At 36.1% G+C, this 23,981-nt stretch carries 13 protein-coding genes; 12 read left to right on the plus strand and 1 reads right to left on the minus strand.

From position 1 onward, the window contains the following. Positions 1-140: 140 nt before the first annotated feature. Positions 141-1,061: a hypothetical protein gene (locus AVL50_RS17825; RefSeq protein ID WP_062617842.1), complete on the minus strand. Its 921-nt coding sequence runs from the start codon at positions 1,059-1,061 to the stop codon at positions 141-143. A 487-nt stretch (positions 1,062-1,548) separates the two neighbouring features. On the opposite strand from AVL50_RS17825, the gene AVL50_RS17830 reads away from it, so the two are divergent. The 12 genes from AVL50_RS17830 (at position 1,549) to AVL50_RS17885 (ending at position 23,980) form a co-directional block, all read left to right on the plus strand. After that, positions 1,549-2,151: a hypothetical protein gene (locus tag AVL50_RS17830; protein ID WP_062617843.1), complete on the plus strand. Its 603-nt coding sequence runs from the start codon at positions 1,549-1,551 to the stop codon at positions 2,149-2,151. Positions 2,152-2,501: 350 nt separating this feature from the next. Next, positions 2,502-3,989 carry a sulfatase gene (locus AVL50_RS17835; RefSeq protein ID WP_216639061.1) on the plus strand — a complete coding sequence of 496 codons (1,488 nt, stop codon included), beginning with the start codon at positions 2,502-2,504 and terminating at the stop codon, positions 3,987-3,989. Positions 3,990-4,125: 136 nt separating this feature from the next. After that, positions 4,126-7,173 carry a discoidin domain-containing protein gene (locus tag AVL50_RS17840; RefSeq protein WP_062617844.1) on the plus strand — a complete coding sequence of 1,016 codons (3,048 nt, stop codon included), beginning with the start codon at positions 4,126-4,128 and terminating at the stop codon, positions 7,171-7,173. A 267-nt stretch (positions 7,174-7,440) separates the two neighbouring features. Continuing rightward, on the plus strand, positions 7,441-9,117 hold the full coding sequence (locus AVL50_RS17845) for a sodium:solute symporter family protein (protein ID WP_062617845.1): 1,677 nt from the start codon (positions 7,441-7,443) through the stop codon (positions 9,115-9,117). 146 nt (positions 9,118-9,263) lie between these two features. Further along, on the plus strand, positions 9,264-11,543 hold the full coding sequence (locus tag AVL50_RS17850) for an FAD-dependent oxidoreductase (RefSeq protein ID WP_062617846.1): 2,280 nt from the start codon (positions 9,264-9,266) through the stop codon (positions 11,541-11,543). A 165-nt stretch (positions 11,544-11,708) separates the two neighbouring features. Then, positions 11,709-12,428, plus strand: a complete 720-nt coding sequence (locus AVL50_RS17855) for a helix-turn-helix domain-containing protein (protein WP_062617847.1) — start codon at positions 11,709-11,711, stop codon at positions 12,426-12,428. Positions 12,429-12,484: 56 nt separating this feature from the next. Further along, positions 12,485-13,987: a glycoside hydrolase gene (locus tag AVL50_RS17860; RefSeq protein WP_062617848.1), complete on the plus strand. Its 1,503-nt coding sequence runs from the start codon at positions 12,485-12,487 to the stop codon at positions 13,985-13,987. 36 nt (positions 13,988-14,023) lie between these two features. Further along, positions 14,024-15,517: an arylsulfatase gene (locus AVL50_RS17865; RefSeq protein WP_062617849.1), complete on the plus strand. Its 1,494-nt coding sequence runs from the start codon at positions 14,024-14,026 to the stop codon at positions 15,515-15,517. Between the two features lie 4 nt (positions 15,518-15,521). Next, positions 15,522-16,943: a sulfatase gene (locus AVL50_RS17870; protein WP_062617850.1), complete on the plus strand. Its 1,422-nt coding sequence runs from the start codon at positions 15,522-15,524 to the stop codon at positions 16,941-16,943. 528 nt (positions 16,944-17,471) lie between these two features. Further along, positions 17,472-20,486, plus strand: coding sequence for a TonB-dependent receptor (locus tag AVL50_RS17875; RefSeq protein ID WP_063850783.1), 3,015 nt, complete (start codon positions 17,472-17,474; stop codon positions 20,484-20,486). Between the two features lie 9 nt (positions 20,487-20,495). Continuing rightward, positions 20,496-22,178 carry a RagB/SusD family nutrient uptake outer membrane protein gene (locus AVL50_RS17880; protein ID WP_062617852.1) on the plus strand — a complete coding sequence of 561 codons (1,683 nt, stop codon included), beginning with the start codon at positions 20,496-20,498 and terminating at the stop codon, positions 22,176-22,178. A gap of 275 nt (positions 22,179-22,453) precedes the next feature. Further along, a complete protein-coding gene (locus AVL50_RS17885; RefSeq protein ID WP_062617853.1) occupies positions 22,454-23,980 on the plus strand; it encodes a sulfatase in 1,527 nt (508 codons plus the stop codon). Position 23,981 lies beyond the last annotated feature (1 nt).

The raw sequence follows: 23,981 nt of genomic DNA on the forward strand, positions 1-23,981 counted from the left end.
TTGATGCTTGCAGATGATCAGAAATAGTCTAATTGTCTAAAACTGAAACAACTTAGTTTATAATAATTAGGATTGAGATATGTAAAAGCCCAAGTAAAGAGTACATGGGCTTTATGTATTTAATTGAAATGAATGAAATATTATTCTACTAAACCAACTAAAGAGTTGAATGATTTTAAGTTCGCGTCCGTTTCAAATTGAGTGTGTAAAACAAAAGGTTTGGCATTTTGCTTTGTGTCACTCATTTTAATTGTCACAAATTCTTTACCTGCACTTTGATTAGTTTTTAAGAAATCTGTGATTTCATAACTTAATCGTCTCATCTCTCCTAATTCAAAGACTAATTCATCTTCAGTAATTAGCTCAAATTGATCTTCAATGGCCATCACATCATCGTATAATGTTCCAGCTTCAATTTTTTCTCCAATTCCTGAGATAGCTAAATTAATAGGAGCATTTTTACCTTCTTCCATACCACCATAAATAGAAAGAATAACTTTATTCTCATCTGACAGTTCACCAAGGTCAGAAAGCTTGATGACTAATAGTGTATGAACTTGATCATTTTTATGATTTCTGACAACCAAACGGTCATCAACATGAGCTTCATCGGGGTTGGTGTACCATTCTGCAGCATTACTGCCTTTAAAAGATTGTACATATCCTGTGTATGAAAATGGAATTTGCCCAATTTCACTGGTCAATAAGACTTCTGCTTGTCCTTCAACTTCACCTTCACCCGCTTTTCCTTTAGTAGATACAGGCGTGAAAGAGAGAGAAACATCTGTCACGACAGGGATTTCATAAATACGGCTTTCTTCTGCATGGAAAGTGTATTCATTTCCTTTAGAGTCTTTATATACTAGATCATGAGGAGGAGTTCCATCAAATTTTGCGGTGAAATAAGAATTAACAGTATCGCCTGCACTTTCAACACTAAAAAGACTTTCTCCTTCTAAGGTTACTGATGCAGGTCGGGTTGGTAAGCTTTCTTCACTATCACAAGAGGCGAAAAGGCTTCCAGCCATGATAAGTAATGGTAATATACTATTTCGTTTCATTTTAAGATTAATTAAAAAATCAATGTAAACAGGACATTGTATTTGAACAGATGCTTTCTTTTATAATAGTAAAATCAATAATTTTACCGACAACGTTGCTAATATAGCAATTTGTTTGTATAATTGTACCATATTTACGAAGTTAAATTGTTAAAATTTCCATTTTCAAAGAAAATCGATAGCAAACCGATCAAGAATAAAGGTTATTTTCATTTTTTAAGTACTAAGACAAAATAGGTGATAAATTAATTTTTAATTATTGTATTGGGAGTACAACTCTGTGAAAGGGATGAATAGAAGTTCTGTAAAACGTTTTCATAAAGGCAGTAATCGCAAAATAATAATACACATTAATGATATTACTTTTGTAGTAGAACTTACGATAAAGTAAACATCAAAGACTTCATGCATCGTTTATCATTCATCTCAACTTGAAGCAATAAACCTTTTTCTGTCTGGTAAGGTATCGATTAAAAACTTTTAAGTTATGAAAAAGTTCATCTTACTCAACATTTTTCTTGTGCTATTGGGACAATTTGTATTTGCACAGGATGACAAAACTGAAAAGAAAATTAATAATTATATCTCTTATATGAATAAAACATTGGGAGGTACCCTCACAGGCGATCAAATTGTGTTGCTAAAAGCACAGCGTATTGATTTTCTTAAGGAATTACAAAAAGTTGATAAATACGCAGTGAAAGAAAAAAGAAAGCTGGAAAAAGAATTTAAAGAAAACAGAAATAGAATTCTGACAGAAAATCAAATTACCGTTTTGGCTATCTCAAGATTGACGCGTAAAGAACTTTCTGTATTAAGGCAAATGTTCTCAATCTCTAAAGAACAACAAGGAGAATTGAAAGGGGAGTTAAAGCGAATGAATAAAATGCTCATTAGTGCTAGAAAGGTTTATGAGATAGATAGTCAACAATATTTAGAAATTGATTCATTGGTGGTAACCTCAAAGGAATATGCTTTCAATGAGATTTTTGATGTTGAGCAAAAGAAAAAGTTTGAAGAATTCAAGGGTAGGTATAATACGATTATTGTGAAGTATTCTGAAAGGATTGGTGTAGAGCTTCGAAATTAATATTAATATATTCTTTTATTCATGTTTACACTGCTTTGTCATAAGTGGTGTAAGCACTCTGTAAATTAAGTTTTTGAGTGTAAAAATCTAGTTATTTCTGAAATATAGCTTTTGTTTCGTTTTTATTTTAAGACTAAAATGAAGAAAAAGTAAGTTTGGAAGTAGGGTCTGAAAAGCTTGTAGGAAATCTGACTGAAGGTGGTTGACAACAATTTAGTTTATAATGTAATAAGCCTATTTTTTGGAGTGTTGATGGGCCTTTTATTAAATATATTTACATTAAGTTGCTATTATAGCAATAATGTTATATAATTGTATGAATAACACTATAAAGCGTTACAAGTAAACTTATGATATACGTACAGCGAGTTTGGAATTTGATGGATATTAATTATCGTCTGCTGATTAGTTTTCTCTTCCCATTTTTCATTCCTGATGTGGGATTAGGACAAGTTGTCAACGATCAGCCCAATATTGTATTTTTCTTTGTAGATGATATGGGGATCAGCGATCTGTCTTGTTATGGTTCTGACTTTCATCAGAGCCCCAATATTGACAAGTTGGCCAATACTGGTATGAGATTTACGAACGCTTATGCCGCCTGTACTGTATGTTCACCTTCAAGAGCAGCATTAATGACGGGACAATACCCTGCTCGATTACGAATAACGGATTGGATTGACGGTTGGTTTATGCCTTATGCCTCCATGAAAATTCCAGAATGGCAGTTGTTTCTACCTTCTGAAAGCAAAACATTGCCGGAAGAATTAAGAAAAAACGGATATAAAACCATCCATGTTGGCAAATGGCATTTAGGTGATAACGAAAAAGACTGGCCTTTGTCGCATGGTTTTGATGTAAATATAGGAGGCTGGAAGGCTGGATCACCGGCTACCAACAAAGGAAGTTACTTTTCTCCGTATAATAACCAAACGTTAGCCGATGGTAAAAAAGGAGAATATTTGACGGATCGTTTAGTTAAAGAAGCGATCCAGCAAATTGAAAATTCGAAAGAACAGCCTTTTTATTTACAATTCAATTTTTACAATGTTCATACTCCTTTACAAGCGAAGCCTGAAAAGGTAGAGAAATATCAACACTTGATAGAAAACGGTAAGGGAGGTAAGCATCATCAAAATCCTACGTATGCCGCAATGGTCGAACATGTAGATGATGCGGTTGGTCAAATAGTGGATAAATTAGAAAAAGAAGGTATTCTTGATAATACCATCATTGTATTGAGCAGTGATAATGGTGGTTTGGAATTAAAAACCAATAAAAAAGGAAGGAAACCTAAAAGCAATTATCCTTACAGAGCCGGAAAAGGGAACTTTTATGAAGGTGGTGTAAGAGTGCCAATGATTGTGAAATGGGTTGGTCATATACCAAAAGCAGAAAGTGATGTGCCAGCAATGACAATTGATTTTATGCCTACATTACTTTCTTTAACCTCAACTAAATACAAAAAGAAAACAGTTGATGGAGTAGATTTACGTCAAGTTTTGACTCAAAAAGAAAAGATAGACAGAACACTTTTTTGGCATTATCCGCACTACCACATACAAGGGGCAGAACCATACAGTGCAGTACTGAAAGGTCGCTGGAAGTATTACAGAATTTATGGCCAAAGAAATGAACTCTATGATTTATCTAATGATATTGGAGAAGCCAATAATGTGATTGATAAATATGAAGAGGTGGCCAATGAAATGGAGAAGGAACTGAATAGATGGTTAAAGCAAACAAAGGCACAATTGCCAGAGGCCAATCCTTATTTTGATCCAATGAAAGAAAAGAAAACCAAACCCTACAATTTGAGAGATCAATTTTGGCAGTAGGGATTTTTATAATGAGATGAATTTTTATCATTTATTGAATGGCTCTCTAATTCAATTTAAAAAGAATCATCCTTCTTGTAGATGTCTTTTTAAATGAATGTTTATTCAGTAAAGCAATTTTTTAAAACATAATTCAATGAGAAAACTACTTACCTTTTTATTAGGTAGCTTATTAGCTACGTCTAATTTGTGGGCACAGAGTATTTCTGTGGACATCAGTAAGAAACAACAGCAGTTTTTAGGAGCTGGGGGAACCTGTGACAGTTACATTGGTCACTGGTTAAGTATGTCAGATGAGAATAGGCTTTTGGCATCGAAAATGGTGGCAGAAGATATTCACCTTGATTTTGTCAAGCATTATATCAATGGCAGACCTACAGAGGAGAATGAAAAACAATACAACAACTTTACAGCTTTTGTAGAAGACATCCGTAAGATCAATCCAGATATCAAAGTACAAATGTGTGTGCAGGATATTCCTGAAGATCTAAGAAGAGATCCAGATAAGAAAAAAGAATTTGATGATAGTGATCCTGAAATTTATGATAAAATGGCTCAATATTACTATTCTGTAATTGAGGGTTTTCATGATAGAGGTGTGCAGATTGATGAATTAGATATTCTCAACGAGCCAGGAGGTACAGGTTTTGCCGTTTACTATGGTGGCCTTTATAAATATTCAGTGCCGAAATTGCGTGAAATGATTGAAGATCCTTCTATCAATACTAAAGGAATGAAAATGCCTCATATTGGAGGTACCAGTCAGTGGAGCGTTTTGGGTGTAATCAAATGGTTTGACGTATGGAAAGCAGAAATTCCTGAAGCATATGATGAAATTGATGTAGTGTCTACACATGGTTATAGAAACGGATGGGATGAGAAAAACTATAAAGATATCTATGACTACATTGATGGTTTACCTTTCCAAAATAATGAGCAAACTGGTAAATTACAGAAAGGTGATGGTTTATATGAAATCTTCGAACAATCTGAGCCAGATTATATTGGTGATGTTTCAATGGGTATGCGTATCAGTGATGCCATTAATGGAGGTGTGAACCACTTTTTCATTTTCAATATCAATAACTCTTCAGGAAATAACGCAGCACTTCTTCAAACACCTTCAGGTGGTTCTCCAGTTAAATCAAAAGTGTATGATGGTTTCAAACAATTGACATCTTCATATCCTCTTGGCTCTTACTGTTTGCCAGAAAGAGGAATGAAAGATATGGAGCTTACACGTGTATTGGCGATGAGAGATGGTGATGAAAATGTAGTATACCTAAACATTACCAATATTGCTCCTGAAGCACAGACGATCTCTATTGATTTTAATGACAATGGTGCTAATCAAGGTATTGCTGCTGTTCAATCATGGGTGAGTACGCAAGCTTACGATATTGAGGAAGTAATGAACCTTAACTATACGCAGTCAGTAGATAAAATTTCATTCGATGCTTCTCCATTTAGTGTAAATACACTTAAAATCACTTTAGATCCAAATGGTGGAGCTGTTTCATTAAAGCCTCAAACTATTGAATTTCCTGCAATCGAAGAGCAGTTTTTAAGAAGCACTTATACATTAGATGCTGTGACTAGTTCAGGATTGCCTGTTCAATATGAAGTAGTAGATGGTCCTGCAGTGATTAATGATGGTGTGATGACTTTTTCTGGAGAAGGACAAGTGAAAATCAGAGCTTATCATATGGGTAATGAAGAGTTTGATGGTGCACCTTCAGTGATAAGATCATTTAAAGTAATTACAGGCGCATTGGTGAATGTTGCTAAAGGGAAGACTATCTTTTCAGTAACAAATGAAGATGCGAACTATCCTGCTAAATACCTTATCGATGGAGATAAAATAAATAAAACCAGCCGTTGGATTACTGAAAAGGATATTCCTTTGCCACATGAAGTTGTGATTGATTTGGAAGAACCTTATGATATTACTGGAGTTGGAATGTGGTCTGGTAGTTCAGATGGAGTATATAGCAATCCATTAGTTGGATTTGAAATGAGTGTGGAAGTTGATGGACAATGGATCAAAGTGTTGGAAGAAACAGATAACAGAAACCCAGAGTATATTAAATTCTTTGATAAAATAACTGCTCAAAAAGTAAAGCTTCAAGTCAATAACTTAGATAAAGGTACGGACACAAGAATGCGAATGTTTGAGCTAGAGGTTTATGCCGCGGACGATACTGAAATTGAGTGGAATTTGGAGGAAGGAATTGTGATGTTAGGGGATGAAATTCAGATGGAAGCCACTTCTTCAACCGGAGAACCTGTAACTTTTGCAACAAGTGATGAGAGTATTGCAACACTGAATGAGACCAACTTACTTACAATTGTAGGAGCTGGTAATGTTCAAATTTCAGCTACTACTAACACAGCACAAGGGGTACCGGTGACGTTCAATAAAACATTGAATGCAAGAAAAGAAAACACAATCACTTGGGAGCAGGATATTGCCAAACTTGCAGTTGGAGGTGCTTACTCTTTAGCCGCACAAGGGGGCTCAAAAGTGAAATATTTATTAAAAGAAGATTCCGATGCTGCTATTCTTGAAGGAAGCTCATTGAGAGGTAATGAAGTTGGTAATATTACGGTAATTGCATACGCAGAAGCGGATCAAGTATATATTGAGTCTGAAAGATTAGAAAAAGCAGTAGTAGTTAAATATCAAGATGAGATTGATTGGAGTGAGCAAGTCACTACACTTAAAGTAGGAGGAGAGGTATCTTTGACAGCCTTTTCAATTTACACAGATCAAGAAGTAAATTTCATCGTTGATGATGCGTCTATTGCAGTAGTTGAAGAGGGTAAATTAGTTGGCAAATCCGCAGGATCAGTGACCTTGAAAGCGATGACATCAGAGACTGAAACACTTTTTGCGGCGGTTGAAGTTTCCAAGACCTTTAAAGTTGAAACAGATGATGTGACAAGCGTAGATGTACCTTCATTGGATCAATTGGTATACCCTAACCCAAATAATGGATTATTCCAAATCAGAAACTTGAAGGCAAATGAAGTCATTCATGTATTTAATGGAGTGGGTGTATTAGTGAAATCTATTGATATCCAAGACCCTGCAGGAACAATTGACCTGTCAGATTTGGTGAAAGGTATTTACTATATCAAAACATCAAATAATACAAACAACCTCAAAATATTAATTAAGTAACACCTCATAGAAACACCTAGAATAACGAATAAATAGTTGGAATAAGTTGATAAAGTCATCCCTTGTTTACTTGTAAATAGAGGGGTGGCTTTTTTCATTTTTAATGAAAAGTCAGGGCTGATAGGTTATGGATTTCAATTCATTTAGCTTTAAGGAGATAAAATCAACATTTTTTCCTAAAGAATTTTAAAATAGTAGAATAAATATTTAAAACTTAAATCTATAATTGCTATATTAGCAATATAATAAAGAAACTAGTTTTTTAAGATGGGAGCGTTTGATTTTTTAGTGATACTAATTTTTTCCCTAATTGTATTAGGTGTAGGAATTACATTTTCGAGAGAGAAAGATTTAAAGGGGTTTTTCGCAGGCGGTGGAGCAGTGCCTTGGGGTATGAGCGGTTTATCGCTTTTTATGGGCTTCTTCTCTGCAGGAACTTTTGTAGTATGGGGAGCCATTGCTTATGAGTATGGTGCAGTGGCAATTGCGATTCAATGGACGATGTGTATAGCAGGCTTCTTAGTAGGTAAACTGATTGTAGAGAAGTGGCATAAAACGGGTGCTGTGACAGTCGCAGAATATTTGAGATTTAGATTTGATGGTGACACACAAAAGGTATTTACTTATTTATTTTTATTAATGTCTTTTGCCTACACAGGGGCTTTCTTATATCCTGTAGCAAAGATTATCAGCGTGTCATTAGATGCGTCAATCTATACTTGTATTTTGGTATTGGGCATATTTATGATCTTATATACCACACTTGGAGGATTAAAAGCAGTAATGGTCACAGATGTATTGCAGTTTGTTATTTTATTGTCCGCCATCATTATTGTCATTCCTTTAGCTTTGAATTATGTGGGTGGTGTAGACAATTTTGTAAATAATTCACCAGAAGGATTCTTTGAATTGGTCAACAAGCAATACTCTCCATTATTTTTATTGTCGTTTGGAGTATACAATTCAATTTTTATTGGTGGTAACTGGGCCTACGTCCAACGCTACACTTCCGTATCAACTCCAAAAGCAGCGAAAAAGGTAGCTTACTTATTTGGAGGGTTATATATTTTCAGTCCAATTTTATGGATGTTGCCTCCAATGATTTATAAAGTAGTTGATCCCAATCTAATGGGACTTGAGATAGAAGGAGCATATTTATTAATGTGTCAGAAAGTATTGCCGGAAGGAATGTTAGGTTTGATGATCGGAGGAATGTTGTTCGCTACAGCAAGTTCCGTAAATGGCTCCCTAAATATTTCAGCAGCGGTGATTACAAATGATATTGTTTTAAAACTGAAACCGAATTTATCAGACAAACAAAAAATACAAGTGGCCCGAATGGCAACAATCTTTTGTGGAGTCTTTGCTATCGGTGTGGCACTTTTAGTTCCATCAGTAGGAGGTATTGTCAATGTGGTACTCAGCATTAGTGCCGTAACCGGAACATCGCTTTACGCTCCTCCAATCTGGAGTTTGTTTTCAGAGCGATTGGGAAAATCACAAATAATTAAAATTACAATTGCAAGTTTGTTGATTAATGTAATACTTAAAATTCTGCCAATGGTGATGGATTGGGAAGGTTTAAGTAGGGCAATTGAAATGTTAGTAGGTGTCGTTGTTCCGTTTTCGTTATTAGCAATAAACGAATTGCTTCAAAAAGCAAAAGACAGCATTGAACTTCATCAAGTCAATGAGATAGCAAAAAGGAGAGAGGAAGTGGTTGAAACTGCAGGAACAAATGCTTTCAGCTTAAAAGTAATGAGTTATTCATTATTTGCGGTTTGTATCTTATTCTTAGGGATTGCCACTACAGGAGAAGACGGTTGGACTTGGCTCGTGGGAATAGGGGCAATCATTGCAGTGATGGCTTATGTTTTACTGAGAAAAGCCAATAATGCGGTGAAAGAAGAAGAACATTTAGAATTAAAAGTAAAGAGAAATTAAAAAATAGCTATAGCTCCAGTGATGTGTCTGCCTTATCACTTTTGGAAATGCGAATCACATTTTCAACACTGGAGCTTCGTTATTATCAGTGAATAATTAATCGTTATTCAAAATAATAATAGTTGAAAAAACTAGACTGAAGAATTATGATTCAAGAATCTTATAGCAAAAACAGAAGCCTTAAGGAAGTTTCAATTGAAACGGACTTATTAATTGTAGGTGGAGGATTATCAGGGACTTGTGCGGCAATTACAGCGGCTCGTCAGGGTGTAAAGGTAGTTTTGGTACAAGACAGGCCAGTATTAGGGGGAAATGCCTCTAGTGAAGTGAGATTGTGGGCTTTAGGGGCTACTTCCCATATGGGAAACAACAATAGATGGTCTAGAGAAACAGGTGTGACAGGTGAAATTCTAGAAGAAAATCTCTATAGAAATAAAGAAGGTAATGCTTTGATCTTCGATACTATTCTGATTGAAAAGGTAAAGCAGGAAGAAAACATTACTTTGTTGCTGAATACATCTGCTTTTGAAGTAGCACATGAGAATACAAGTATTCAAGCTGTCAAGGCTTTTAATAGCCAAAATTCAACACTTTATACTCTAAGTGCCAAGCGTTTTTGTGATGCATCTGGAGATGGCGTATTGTCATTCTTGGCAGGGGCTTCATTTAGAATGGGGGCTGAAACAATAGAGGAATTTGGTGAAAAAATGGCTCCAAATGTAGAGCAGTATGGAGAATTATTAGGTCATACTATTTATTTCTACACCAAAGACACAGGAAAACCCGTCAATTTTACTCCTCCAGCGTATGCTTTGAAGGACATTACTGAGTTGCCAAGATTTAAAAATATCCAGGCAGATCATACCGGTTGTAATTACTGGTGGATTGAATATGGAGGACGTTTTGATACAATTCACGAAACGGAGAACATCAAATATGAGCTTTGGAAAATCGTTTATGGTATCTGGAATTATATCAAGAACTCTGGTAAGTTTCCTGAAGCGGAAAATATGACGCTGGAGTGGGTAGGAACAGTACCAGGTAAGCGTGAAAGTAGACGTTTTGAGGGCTTATACATGATGAAACAGCAAGATGTCATTGAGCAAAGAAAGTTTGATGATGCAATTGCACATGGTGGTTGGGCACTTGATTTACACCCTTCTGATGGTGTGTATTCTTCACTGCCTAGTTGTACGCAGTGGCACTCAAAAGGGACGTATCAAATTCCTTTAAGTACAGCCATCAGTAGAGATATTGATAATTTGTACTTTGCTGGTAGACTGATTAGTGTTTCACATGTGGCGTTTGGATCTACAAGAGTAATGCTGACAAGTGCAGTTGCGGCAGAAGGTACGGCAGTAGCAGCGGCTTATTCTATCAAAAATGATGTGCTTCCAAAGGATACTGTGGAGAAAGAACATATTGAGAAAATTCAGCAAGCACTTTTAGAGAAGTCCTCTTACATCCCTCATTTGAAGTTGGATAAGTCTAACTTCTTGAGTGCGAAAGCAAAGGTTACTGTATCATCAGAGTTGAATTTAGCAGAATTGAGACCTTCAAATACTTGGAAAACATTACAAATGCCAACAGCTCAGATGTTGCCGATCACCAGTGATCAAAAGACATTGGAGTTGAGAGTTCCAATTATTGCGGGGAAAGAAACTACTGTAGATGTGGAGTTGAAAGTCAGCCTTGATGCAACCAACTTTACACCTGAAAAAGTAGTAGGAATTCAATCAAAAGAAATAGAAAAAGGACATCAATTTGTTGATTTAAAATTTGATGTGTCTGACTTAGAAGATCGATATGTTTTTGTTTGTTTTGCCCCTAATCCAGACTTGCAATTGAATTATTCAGAGGATAGAATTACGGGTATATTATCTGTTTTCAGAAAAGAAAATAAAGCCGTGTCGAATTTCGGTCAGCAAGAACCACCATCGGATATTGGTATCGATGCATTTGAATTCTGGACACCTCAACGCCGTCCTGAAGGTCAAAATATCACAATGCAACTTCAGACGCCATTATTCATTGGTAAGAAAGAGCATTTAGATTCAGGAATTATTAGGCCTGTAACATCTACCAATGCATGGATTGCCGCTCTGGATGATGCCTATCCAACATTGACATTAGAATGGGAAAATGTGGAGGAAATTTCTTCGATGAAACTTTATTTTGATGCAGATTTGGACCATGCCATGGAGAGTACGCAATTTGGCCATCCAGAGTCAATTGTCCCTTATTGTGTGGAATCTTTCAGAATAAAAGATGAGAATGGAAAATGTCTATTTCAAACCGAAAACAATCATACTACACTCTGTGAAATAACTTTTGATCAACCTGTAAAAACATCGAAGTTAACGGTAGAATTTGATCGTAAGGATAGCAGAATTCCAGTATCTCTTTTTGATGTAATTTGTGACTAAAAGTTAATAGTTGTGATAATTTAACTGAGAGTTGATGTTTTTGTAAAAAAAATAGATTTTCACCCCCTTTTTGATGAAATAAGTTAATAAAAGGCTGTTACATTTTTGTACATTGCAAAGAAATATGTCAGCGAGTATTAATCAAATTTCTAATGAACACTAACTATGATTAGATCAAAAAGACCGGCACAGCCAATACAAGGCTTAATTGATGGATTGGAAGTGTTACAGACATTAACCGTATTAGATAAACCGGCTTCAGTTAAGGATATATCTGAGATGCTAAACATGGAAAAAACCAAAGTGAACCGTCTACTTAGAACGCTTTCCTTTTTAGGCTATACCTATCAAGATAGCCAAAGAAGGTACATTCCAGGTGCGGCGGTGCATGTTTTAGCCGCTCATTCATTACATGCTTCTAAAGTATTTCAGATTGCGTTCAAGTATATCGAACCGCTTTTGGAATTAGATTGTGTAGTGGCAATTGGGGTTTTATGGAACAATCATGTTTCTTATTTGTATCACTGGTCACCGGGTATGTCTACAATGGAAGCCATTGGTAAAATGGCCGTTTATCCTTTAGAAAAATCTTCTATTGGACAAATTTTATTAGCACATAGAGACGAAGTAGATTTGGACTATGTAGTGAAAGACTTAAAACTGAGCAAAGAATATACAGATCAGTTGAAAATAGATAAAGAAAACGGTTATAGCGTTATTAAAAACGAGAAGACAAGTATTGCAGTAAGAGTGAATACAGCAGATGATATTGCTATCGCTCTTTCTGATTTTGATGGAAACCATACAAACGAAGAAGTGGTTGAGTTATTGAAGAAAACAACACTTCAAATTCAATCTGCTTTTCAGGCGGCTTCCGGAAGATAATTTCAAACTGACAAGTCTATCGTTTCTATTAGCGAAACATTTTGTGATTAAAAGAAATGAAAAGACTTTGTATTATTCTAATAGCACTACTTTCCTGTGCCAGCCTTACGGCACAGGAAAGTAGTCCTTCACTTCACCTTCATCTTGATAAATCTGAACAACATCAGAAAATAGACCACTTTGGGGCTTCAGATGCTTGGAGTATACAATATGTGGGCAAAGATTGGGAAGAAGAGAAGAAAGAGAAAATGGCCCAGTGGCTTTTTTCTAAAACGTTAGGGGAAGATGGCACTCCATTAGGAATTGGCTTGAGTACCTGGCGATTTAATATTGGTGCAGGGAGTGCCCAGCAGGGTGATGCATCAGAAATAAAAGATCCATGGAGAAGATCTTTTGGAATTTATGATTCACTTACGCATAAAGTGCAAATCTCAAATCAAGAGGGGCAACTTTGGTTCCTTCAAAAAGCCAAAGAATTAGGAGTTGAACATTTTACGGCATTTGCCAATTCTCCCCCATATGCACTAACAAAAAATCAATTGGCACATGGTAATGCTGAGACCACTTTAAATCTTCCAAAAGAAAATTACGCTCTCTATGCTCAGTTTCTAACTGACTTTTTGATTGAAATGGAAAAAAAGAAGATACACTTCAATTTAATTTCTCCATTCAATGAACCTCAGTGGGATTGGGGCAAAAAGAACGGACAAGAAGGTACAGCAGTACAAAATGATGAAGTGGCACCAATTGTAAGATTAATGAATGAAGCTTTTCTTCAAAATGATTTAACCACAAAAATTGAAGTAGCTGAAAGTGCACAGTACAATTATGTTTATGATCCGTCTTCTAATCGCCCTCAAAGAGATCATCAGTTGTGGAGTTTCTTCCATCCTGAAAGTTCTAATTATATCGGTGATTTGAAATTAGTTTCCCCTTCATTTTCTGCACATGCTTATTTTACCACTTTTCCATTGAGTAAACTGAAAAGCAGTAGACAGGTAATTGGAAACTTGATGAAGGATTACAAAAACCTTTCTTTTTATCAAAGTGAATATTGTTTGTTAGAAAATAATGAAGAGATAAAAGGAAAAGGAAAAGATTTAGGGATGGATCCAGCTTTGTATATGGCAAAAGTGATACATTATGATTTGACGATTGCCAATGCTTCCTCTTGGCAATGGTGGCTAGCTGTAAGTCCTTACAATTTTAAAGATGGTCTGATTTACGTAGATAAAAAAGACAAGTCCATTGTTGAAGATTCGAAATGTCTGTGGGTACTCGGTAATTTCTCTCGTTTTGTGAGACCTGGCATGCATAGAGTTACTGCAGATTTGAAAGGTCAGTTTGATCAGGACCAATTATTAGTTTCCGCTTATCAATCCAGAAAAGAAACAGTTGTAGTGATGGTAAATTTATCCCATCAATCTATTGACATAGCATTGCCAAATAAGAAAAAGAAGAAAACTTATAGAACGTCTTCAGCAGAAAACTTAAAATATACTATTTGTACAGACCACGTCATACTTCAGCCAAGATCTGTCACCACAATAGTGGAATAAACAAGAAAGAAACGAATTATTACAAACAGCATAAATATGAAAAACAACTTCAATTATTTTTTATTCCTTATTGCATGTGTTTTGTGTGCATGCTCTACGAATAAATACCAACAGCATCTGGAAAATAAGAAGCCGTTGGGCAAGCAACCGAATATTGTTTTTATACTGGTAGATGACGCCGGTTGGGGTGATTTCAGTTGCTATGGACAAGAGAAATTTACCACACCAAATATTGATGCTTTGGCCAAAAGCGGTATGAAATTCAATAGTCATTACGCGGGCAGTACAGTTTGTGCCCCTTCTCGATCCACTCTGATGACAGGATTGCACACCGGTCATTCACCCATTCGAGGAAACAAAGAAGTAAAGCCAGAAGGACAAGTTCCAATTCCAGCAGATATTGCTTCCTTACCAAAAATGATGCAGTCCAAAGGTTATACAACAGGGATGTTTGGGAAATGGGGATTAGGTTACCCAGGTTCTGAAGGAGCACCAAACAATCAAGGATTTGATGAGTTTTATGGTTATAACTGTCAAAGATTAGCACATACTTATTATCCTTTGTATTTGCGTCATAATGGACAGAAAGTGATGTTGGAAGGCAACGAGGAAGGTGGTCAGAAAGAATACACTCATCATTTAATTCATGATCAAGCGTTGAATTTTATTGATGATAACAAAGACAAGCCATTTTTCCTTTATTTGCCATATACCATTCCACATGCGGAAGTGGTTGCCCCAGAAGATTCTATTTTCCAGCATTACAAAGAAGTATATCCTAAAGGGAAACCTTATATCAACAAGAGAAATCACAATCCAAACCTGACGCATGAGCAACGTTTTATGATGGGAACTTATGCCGATCAAGAATTCCCAAGAGCCGCTTTTGCTACAATGATGCATCACTTGGATATTTCTGTAGGAGAAATTATGGACAAGTTGAAAGAGCATGGCTTGGATGATAATACCATCATTTTTTTCTCCTCAGACAATGGTCCTCATTCAGCTGGAGGTGCAGACCCTAAGTTCTTTAATTCCAATGGACCTTTCAGAGGTATAAAAAGAGACCTTTATGAAGGAGGTATCCGAGTGCCAATGATTGTTTCTTGGCCAAATGTGATCAAGAAAAATACAGAAACAGACCATCCTTCTGCTTTCTGGGATGTATTCCCAACGTTAGCTGATATTGTGAATGCAGATATTGATGCGAAAGCTAACATAGATGGAATTTCGTTTTTACCTACTTTGTTAGGTGAAGATCATAAGCAAAAACAGCATGAATTTTTCTATTGGGAATTTCATGAGCGTGGTGGATCAAGAGCTGTGCGTATTGGAGATTGGAAAGTGGTTCAAAACAAATTGAAGCAACCTGAAAAAAGCAAAGTGGAAGTGTATCATTTGCCTTCTGATCCAGGTGAAGAGAATGATGTGTCGGCAAAGCAACCAGAAATTGTAAAACAAGGAATGGAGTTGTTTAAATCAGCAAGAGTCCCAAATCAGACATTCCGTTTTCCAGCTGATAATATCTAAAGTAATGAAGAGAATAGTAGCATTATTATTATTGCCTTTATGCTTGTCTTTGACAGTATTGGGAGCAGATAAAAAGCCAAAAAAGCCTAATATTATTTTATTTTTTGTAGATGATATGGGCTGGAAGGATCCTTCATTTATGGGTTCTGATTATCATGAAACGCCATTTTTAGATCAAATGGCAAAAGAAGGAATGGTGTTTTATAACGCCTATTCGTCGGGTCCGAATTGTGCCCCTTCAAGAGCGTCAATGATCTCAGGACAATATACACCACGTCATGGAAAAATTGCAGTTTGGGATGCAAAAAGAGGTCCTGAAGATAAAATGCGTTTAGAACCGGTGCCAGATCAAGAGCTTTCATTGGACAACTATACTATGGGAGAAGCGCTTAAAGATGGAGGTTATGTTACGGGAATTTTTGGAAAATGGCACATTGCAGGAGAAGCTTCCGAGCAAGGTTTTATGGTAGATCAATCTACAGAACCTAAGGAAATCAAATTCAAAAAGACCAACGACCCAAAAGATATCTATAAGTTGACAGACGAGGCTTGTACGTTTATGGAGGAGAATAAAGACCAACCATTTTTCCTTTATTTGCCCCATCATGCTGTACATGCAAAATGGGAAGCACGTCAGGAAATGCTAACGTATTTTCAATCCAAAGAAAAAGGAAAATTACACAACAATCCTGTCTATGCAGGAATGGTGAAACATACAGATGAGAGCTTGGGAACGGTGATGAACAAAGTGAAAGAACTTGGAATTGAGGAAAATACCATCATTATTTTTACTTCAGATAATGGTTCATTAGGTAAGATTCATCAAGATCCACTGAGGGGAGTGAAAGGAATGCTTTATGAAGGAGGCATTAGAGTACCAATGGTTGTTTGGTACCCTTCTAAAGTGAAAGCAGGTTCTTCTTCTACCGTTTCTGTTGTAAATACTGACTTTTATCCCACGTTTTTAGACTTAGCTGGTTTGAAAAAACCAAAGGATAAAATTCTGGATGGAGAAAGTTTGAAGGCATTGTTTTTTGGAGAAAAAGAAACATTGAAAAGAAAATCAATCTTCTATCATTATCCTAATTATTTAGATGGGAAAAATCAGCGAGGAGGTAGAGACCCATACTTTAGAAACCGCCCTGTAACGGTGGTGATCAATGGGGATTGGAAGTTGTTATTTTTCCATGAAGAATATGTTTTAGATGGCGGATTCGATCAAATTGATACCAATAATATGGTTGAGCTTTATAATATTAAAGAGGACATTTCCGAATCAAAAAATCTAGCCTTAGAACATAAAGACGTTAGAGATCAACTATTGAAAGATTTACAGCAATGGATGGATCAAACGAATGCCCGTTTGGCCATGAAACCTACAGAAGAAAATTATAGACCTTCATTTCAAAGAGGTAAGAAGAAATAAGAGTAACGTAGAACTGAATACTTAATAATAGTTAGAAAGTAAATTATAAGCAGCTTATTATTGATGATAATAAGTTGCTTTTTTCTTTTCAATATAACAATACGTAGGATTTGATTTTCTTCACTAATATCAATACTATTATATATATACGGAAGTATGTTATCTTGATGACCTCTTCAAGCTTATTGGTGTTTATAATGATGAATAAAGACCATATTTTTTTAAAGAGGTATTTTGGTACGTATGCATCAATGTTATAAAGCATTCTACTTTTCAATAAGATATTGGTCTCATTTTTAATATATAGTGAAGATCGATTCATTTTTGAGGTGATTAACTAAAATTTCCTCAAAAAAATAACATTTTTTGATAATTAGTGTTGAAAGTACATAACAAATTGCTATATTAGCAATATAATTAAAAGGCAGGCATTGATTATAACAGATAACTTAAAAATTGCCGACAACACAATTTTTAACTTTTTCGCTTAATTTTTTAAAAGAAGAGTTTATGCCGATTAGAGTATCGATGAAATGGCGCATATTATTACTTAGTATGATTGGGTTGTTCCTATGGAATAATGCCATGGCGCAAGACGACAAGATAACTGTTTCAGGAGTGGTTACTGACCCTAATGGAGTGCCAGTTATCGGAGCAAACATTATTATAGCTGGTACAACAACAGGTACTATGACAAACTTCGATGGAGGTTTCAAATTAGGAGTACCAGCAAATTCAAAAATCATTATTACTTCCATTGGTTATGAAGAAAAATTAGTAAATGTAGGGACAAGTACAGAATTAAACATTGTTCTTAGAGAAGCACAAGAACAACTCAACGAAGTCGTAATTATTGGTTACGGCACACAGAAAAAAGCAGATCTGACAGGTGCAGTAGCAACAGTAAATGCTGAAGCTATCACAGAAAGAAAAACACCTCAGCTGTCGCAAGCACTTCAAGGTTCAGTTCCAGGTGTATCTGTCACAAGAACAAGCGGTGAGCCAGGAGCTACTGGTGATATCCTGATTAGAGGTCAGACAACACTAAACAACAGTACACCTTTGGTTATGATTGATGGTGCCCCTGGCGATATTGATGATGTTGATCCAGAAGACGTACAATCATTGACGGTTCTAAAAGATGCTGCTTCGGCTGCTATCTATGGTTCAAGAGCAGCGGCAGGTGTAATTATCATTACTACTAAAAGAGCTAAAGAAGGTGAATTGACAGTAACTTACAGCGGTGATGTGGGTATTCAACGACCAACAACTTTACCTGAAATGGTAGACGTTCAGACTTATTTTAGAATGCAAAATGAGTTTAAAGAAAATGATGGTTTAGCACCTCTTTGGGATCAATATTACATTGATAATTATAGAGATAACTCAGTGGTAAATCCAGATTTGTATCCTAATACAGATTGGCAAAATGAGTTATTAAAAAAGAATGCTGTACAGCAGAGACACAACTTCTCAATCGCGGGAGGAAACGATGTGGTTCGATCAAAAATGTCATTTGGCTATTCAACACAAGAAGGTTTGATACCTAATTTTAATTGGGAGAGATACACTTTACAGTTGAATAACAACATCAAAATCAATAGAAAGTTAAAAGGTGCTTTGGATATGTATTTAAGACAAAGCAATAAAGAGCAACCTAATGAAGGTCATCATTCCAATTCATTCTATTCAGGAGCGAGATCTTTACCATCTTTCTATCCAGCATACTGGAGCGACGGAACATTTGCTAATGGTAAAGATGGAAATAACCCAGTAGCGTTTGTTAATAAGGGTGGTTATAAAGACAGTCAAACGAATTTTGCAAGATTCCGTGCTCGATTGGATTTTGAACCGATCAAAGATTTGAAAGTTTCAGCACAGTTAGCTCCGAAGTTCAACTTCAACAATTCAAAGAACATGTTAAGAGTAATTGATTACTATGATGTAGACGGTAACTGGATTGGAAACACAGGAAAGAGTCAGGATAAACTGACAGACTCGCGTGATGAATCTTATTCAATCAACCAGCAGTATACAATTACATATAGTAAGAAAATCAATAAACATAGCTTCTCAGTTTTAGGAGGTTATGAGACCAATTACTATAGACAGAAGACATTAGAAGCAGAGCGTATTGGGTATGTATTGCCTGATTATGATGAGATTAATGCTGGTAATGTGGACATGTGGAGTAACAAAGGTGGACAAACTGAGAATGCTTTATCTTCACTTTTCGCAAGGTTCTCTTACAACTACAAGAACAAATACTATATTCAATCTAATATCAGATATGATGGCTCTTCAAGATTCCACCCTGACCATAGATGGGGATTCTTCCCTTCAGTATCAGGTGGATGGAATATTTCCAACGAAGAATTCTTAAAGAATGTGGATTGGTTATCTAACTTGAAGGTGAGAGGCTCATGGGGACGCTTAGGTAATCAAAGAGTAGGCAATTATGCTTATACAGCTAATATGAGTAGATCGAACTCCTATGTGTATGCTGGAGGTGAGGTTATTCCATTAACGACTTTCTCTCAACAAGATATGGCCATTGAAAACATCACATGGGAAACGACAGAAGGGTATGACATCGGTTTTGATGCGGCTTTCTTAGATGACCGTTTGAATGTAAACTTTGATTGGTATTATAAAACTACATATGACATCTTGTTGAAACTTGATATTCCACTTTATTTAGGTTATGCTAATCCTCCATTACAAAATGCAGGTGTGGTCGATAACCAAGGATGGGAGATTGCAATCAATTGGAGAGACATTGTTAATGATAATCTTACTTATTCAATCGGTTTCAATTTATCTGACAACAAAAATACTGTGGTTGATATGAAAGGAGCCAATCAATTAGGGAATCAAGTGACAATGGAAGGCCAAGAATACAAAGCTTGGTACGGTTATGAGAATTTAGGTTACTTTGGTGATGATCATGCAGACCACGCAAAGTTGACAGGTCAAGAACAGCCAGGTGATATCCGCTATAAGAAACAACCAGGTGGAGAAAGTGATATGATTAATGCTGAAGAAGATAGAGTAGTGATTGGTAGTTCTCTTCCAAGGTATATTTTTGGTGCCAACTTCGGTGTGAATTATAAAAACCTTGATTTTGGATTGGTTTTACAAGGCGTTGGTAAGACAGATGTAATGTTATCAAATGCTCAGATTCAACCTTTTGCTGGTACTTTCCAAAATTTCCCGTCGTATATAGCGGATGATTACTGGACTCCAGAAAACACAGGGGCTGCGTATCCTAGACTTTCAGACCAAGGTTCAAAATCTAATTATGCAAAATCAGATTTCTGGTTGGTGAATGGTGCTTACTTAAGAATCAAAAACATCACTTTAGGTTATACTTTACCTAGAACTCTTCTTAAGAAAGTGGGTGTGAAGAAGTTCAGAATTTATGCTTCAGTAAATGATTTATGGTCATTTAATCACATGCCAAAAGGTTGGGATCCTGAAATCAAATCAACTGAATATCCATTGTTGACCACTTACATGACTGGTATCAGTTTGAAATTCTAAAAGACGAAAATGATGAAAAAGATTTTTAATCTAAGAAATATAGCTGTTGCAGCACTAGTTCTTTTTAATACATCTTGTAGAGATTTGGATTTGTACTCAAGAACTTCTCCGTCTACAGGAGACTTCTATTCAACGGAAGCGGAGTTGGAAGTAGCAGCAAATGAATTTTACAGAGACTTTATGTATCCTACAGATACTGATAAATATTCTGATAACGTATTTACACGTTCAGGTACAGGGCATGAACTGTACAAAGGAACATCAACTTCTCAATCGGGAATATTTAAGAATAGATGGACAGATTGCTACAAGTCGATTACCCGTGCAAACATGATGCTTCATTATATGTATAGAGCAGAGGATGTAACGCCCGAAGCAACATGGATGAAGTATAGAGCAGAGGCTTTAATGACGAGAGCACACCAATATTTGTATTTGGCTACGCACTTTGGAGATGTTCCATTATTATTGGAGCCAATTCCTTTGGAAGAAGCGTATGATATTCGTCGTACAGATAAAAAAGCTGTAATTGATCAAGCAATGGAAGATCTGGATTTTGCTATTGAGTACCTTCCTACAGAATATGGTGATGCAGATGTACAACGTTTTACAAAGGCAAGTGCATTGGCTATTAAGTCACGTTATGCTCTGTATACTAATCGTTATGACTTAGCTGTAGAAGCGGCTAAAGCACTGATGGATTATGGTAAGTTTACACTTCACCCTAATTATGGTGATTTATTCTTAGAGCAAGGTCAGCAGTCGAGCGAGATCATCATCGCTTTAGCACAGTCATCAGCTTACAATGAGAAAAGAAATATCCAGTATGATATTCAAAGAAATGTGGGTGGATATGCTTCTACAACTCCAACGTATGAGTTGATTGACAGTTATGAAACTGCTGAAGGGTTACGTATTGATGATGAAAATGCCTCATACAGTTATTTAAATCCTTTTGAGAATAGAGACCCACGTTTGAAAATGAGTATTCTTACACCGGGAGATTCATTGATGGATATGTACTGGGAACCTTTCAAGAAAGAGACTTGGGACATTCAACAAGAGAAAAGCATAAAGAATATGGACTCTTGGTTATCTAATACTCAAGGTTCAGCCAATCCGTGTGGATTACTATTCAAAAAAGGTTTTTCAAATGCAATGAGAGGAAGTTTTGATTTGGTAGATGTAGATATCATTCATTACCGTTTTGCCGAAACACTTTTAATTTATGCTGAAGCGAAAGTTGAACTAGGTGAAATTGATCAATCCGTTTTAGATGCCATCAACCGAGTACGCCAAAGAGCTTATGCACAGCAAATTGCTGAAGGAGGCACTTATCCTGAAGTAACAACAACAGAAGCTCAAGAGTTAAGAGAAATCATTCGTAGAGAAAGAAGAGTTGAGTTAGCTAATGAAGGGCTGAGGTATATGGACTTAATACGTTGGAACTTGGCAGATAAGGCACTGAACCGTCCTATGCTTGGTATCAAAACAGAAGGTCTTTCGGAGGAGAGTAATATGTTTTCTGCAATTCCAGAATTTGATGAAAACGGATTGCCAACTTACGATCATGTTTTAGACAATCACAATATATTATTAAATAGAGTGTTTCCTGATCGCCAATATATTTGGCCAGTTCCATTTCAGGAAAGTGTGACGAACCCTAATCTGGGGCAAAACCCAGGTTGGTAGTGTATTTTTTGGTAATAATAAAAAAATAGAGCTAGCAAACAAGGAGCTTACTTGGCTCCTTGTTTCTTAAAGCATGTTTGAAACATCTTTTTAAGTAAAAAAATTCCCCTTTTCAGAACGTGAGTTTATTAATTTCATCAACTATAGCGTCACTATTTTCTCAGAAGTTAATTATCTCATCACCTAAAATGGAAAATTTTTACTTCTAAAATATATATTCCAAACATGCTCTTAAAAATTGGATAGTGAATCATAAATCTGATAGTAACTGAATTATGCGTATCGATAAATATTTACTTTATTTTGTTTGTGTATTATTGTGGTCATGTTCTGTCAAGACTCCTTCTTCTCCAGAAGAGAGCCTTGCTAGACCTAATATTCTTTGGATTACACTAGAAGACACATCTCCACATTTTATAGGTGCTTATGGTAATAAACAAGCCAAGACACCTAATATGGATGCTTTAGCGAGGGAAGGTTTTAAAATGAATAATGCGTTTTCTACGGCCACAGTTTGTTCGCCTTCAAGATCTTGCATTATCACAGGTATTCATGCCAACAGATTAGGAACAGCTAATCATAGGAGTACTATTGAAATCCCCTCTGATGTTAAAGCTTTTCCCTACTACTTAAAGGAAGCGGGTTACTTTACCACGAATAACAATAAAACTGATTACAACTTAGCCCAAGAAAAAGAAAAAGTAGCCGAAGCCTGGCACCTCAGTAAAGGAAAGTCAGGATGGTGGGATAGAAAAGAACATGATCAACCTTTCTTTTCTGTCTTCAATTTAATGACATCTCATGAGTCTTACACCATGGTAAACCCTTATGCATTTTATGAAAAGAAAGTCAGAAATGTTTTATCAGAAGTGGAACTTACAAAACCAGAAAACATAGAGTTGCCTCCTTTTTATGCGGACAATGAAGAAATGAGATCTTATGTGGCAAGAATGTACGATTGTATAACCCTCACAGATAAAAAAATAGGAGAAATCATCACTCGATTAAAGGAAGACGGACTGTTTGATAATACAATCATTTTTGTTTTCGCAGACCATGGTGAAGGTTTGCCAAGATTTAAAGGAGCAGGTCTGAACTTAGGACATCAAGTACCGATGTTTGTACATGTACCCGAAAAGTATAAGCATTTACTGAACGTCGAAAAAGAGGAAATGGAGAATAGAATCATTTCATTTGAAGATCTAGCTCCTTCTGTTTTGTCTTTGGCAGGAGTGGAGGTTCCAGATTATATGAAAGGTGAAAATATTTTTGCATCAGACTTTCAACGTAAATACATGTGGGGTGGACGCGATGGCTGTGGTGAGGTCATCGATCAAGTGAGAACGGTGACGGATGGGCGTTACACTTATGTGAGAAATTATATGACAGACTATCCCATTGTGCAATGGCACAAATATTCTGACAATGCCGATATTCTGAAAAAAATGCATAAAGATACCAAGGCAAAAACATTGAACAACCTTCAATATCAAGTTCTTGGAAAAGGAAAGAAAGCAGAATGGTTATTTGATAATCAGAAAGATAAATGGAATGTAAATGATTTGTCAGACAATGAGAACTATAAAGATCTGATGACCAAATTCAGAGCCATTAATAAAAAGGAAATTTTAAAGCAAAGAGATTTACATTTCATACCGGCAGGTGAGATGGACGTCTTATCAAAAGGGAGTACACCTTTTGAAGCAATGGCAAGTGACCAAGTATACCCTCTAGAAAGAATCCTTCAGGTGGCAGCGTTAGCAGGAAGAGGAAATTATTATAAAGATAAGTACACCTTTTGAA

Source organism: Flammeovirga sp. SJP92, from assembly GCF_001583495.1.
In the GTDB taxonomy this organism is placed as follows: domain Bacteria; phylum Bacteroidota; class Bacteroidia; order Cytophagales; family Flammeovirgaceae; genus Flammeovirga.

What these genes read in the sequence shown, in the direction of transcription:
- AVL50_RS17875 (WP_063850783.1), top strand. Translation starts at nt 17,472, where the DNA reads ATGAAATGGCGCATATTATTACTTAGTATGATTGGGTTGTTCCTATGG.
- AVL50_RS17850 (WP_062617846.1), top strand. Translation starts at nt 9,264, where the DNA reads ATGATTCAAGAATCTTATAGCAAAAACAGAAGCCTTAAGGAAGTTTCA.
- AVL50_RS17825 (WP_062617842.1), bottom strand. Translation starts at nt 1,061, where the DNA reads ATGAAACGAAATAGTATATTACCATTACTTATCATGGCTGGAAGCCTT.
- AVL50_RS17865 (WP_062617849.1), top strand. Translation starts at nt 14,024, where the DNA reads ATGAAAAACAACTTCAATTATTTTTTATTCCTTATTGCATGTGTTTTG.
- AVL50_RS17880 (WP_062617852.1), top strand. Translation starts at nt 20,496, where the DNA reads ATGATGAAAAAGATTTTTAATCTAAGAAATATAGCTGTTGCAGCACTA.
- AVL50_RS17845 (WP_062617845.1), top strand. Translation starts at nt 7,441, where the DNA reads ATGGGAGCGTTTGATTTTTTAGTGATACTAATTTTTTCCCTAATTGTA.
- AVL50_RS17860 (WP_062617848.1), top strand. Translation starts at nt 12,485, where the DNA reads ATGAAAAGACTTTGTATTATTCTAATAGCACTACTTTCCTGTGCCAGC.
- AVL50_RS17885 (WP_062617853.1), top strand. Translation starts at nt 22,454, where the DNA reads ATGCGTATCGATAAATATTTACTTTATTTTGTTTGTGTATTATTGTGG.
- AVL50_RS17830 (WP_062617843.1), top strand. Translation starts at nt 1,549, where the DNA reads ATGAAAAAGTTCATCTTACTCAACATTTTTCTTGTGCTATTGGGACAA.
- AVL50_RS17870 (WP_062617850.1), top strand. Translation starts at nt 15,522, where the DNA reads ATGAAGAGAATAGTAGCATTATTATTATTGCCTTTATGCTTGTCTTTG.
- AVL50_RS17840 (WP_062617844.1), top strand. Translation starts at nt 4,126, where the DNA reads ATGAGAAAACTACTTACCTTTTTATTAGGTAGCTTATTAGCTACGTCT.
- AVL50_RS17855 (WP_062617847.1), top strand. Translation starts at nt 11,709, where the DNA reads ATGATTAGATCAAAAAGACCGGCACAGCCAATACAAGGCTTAATTGAT.
- AVL50_RS17835 (WP_216639061.1), top strand. Translation starts at nt 2,502, where the DNA reads ATGATATACGTACAGCGAGTTTGGAATTTGATGGATATTAATTATCGT.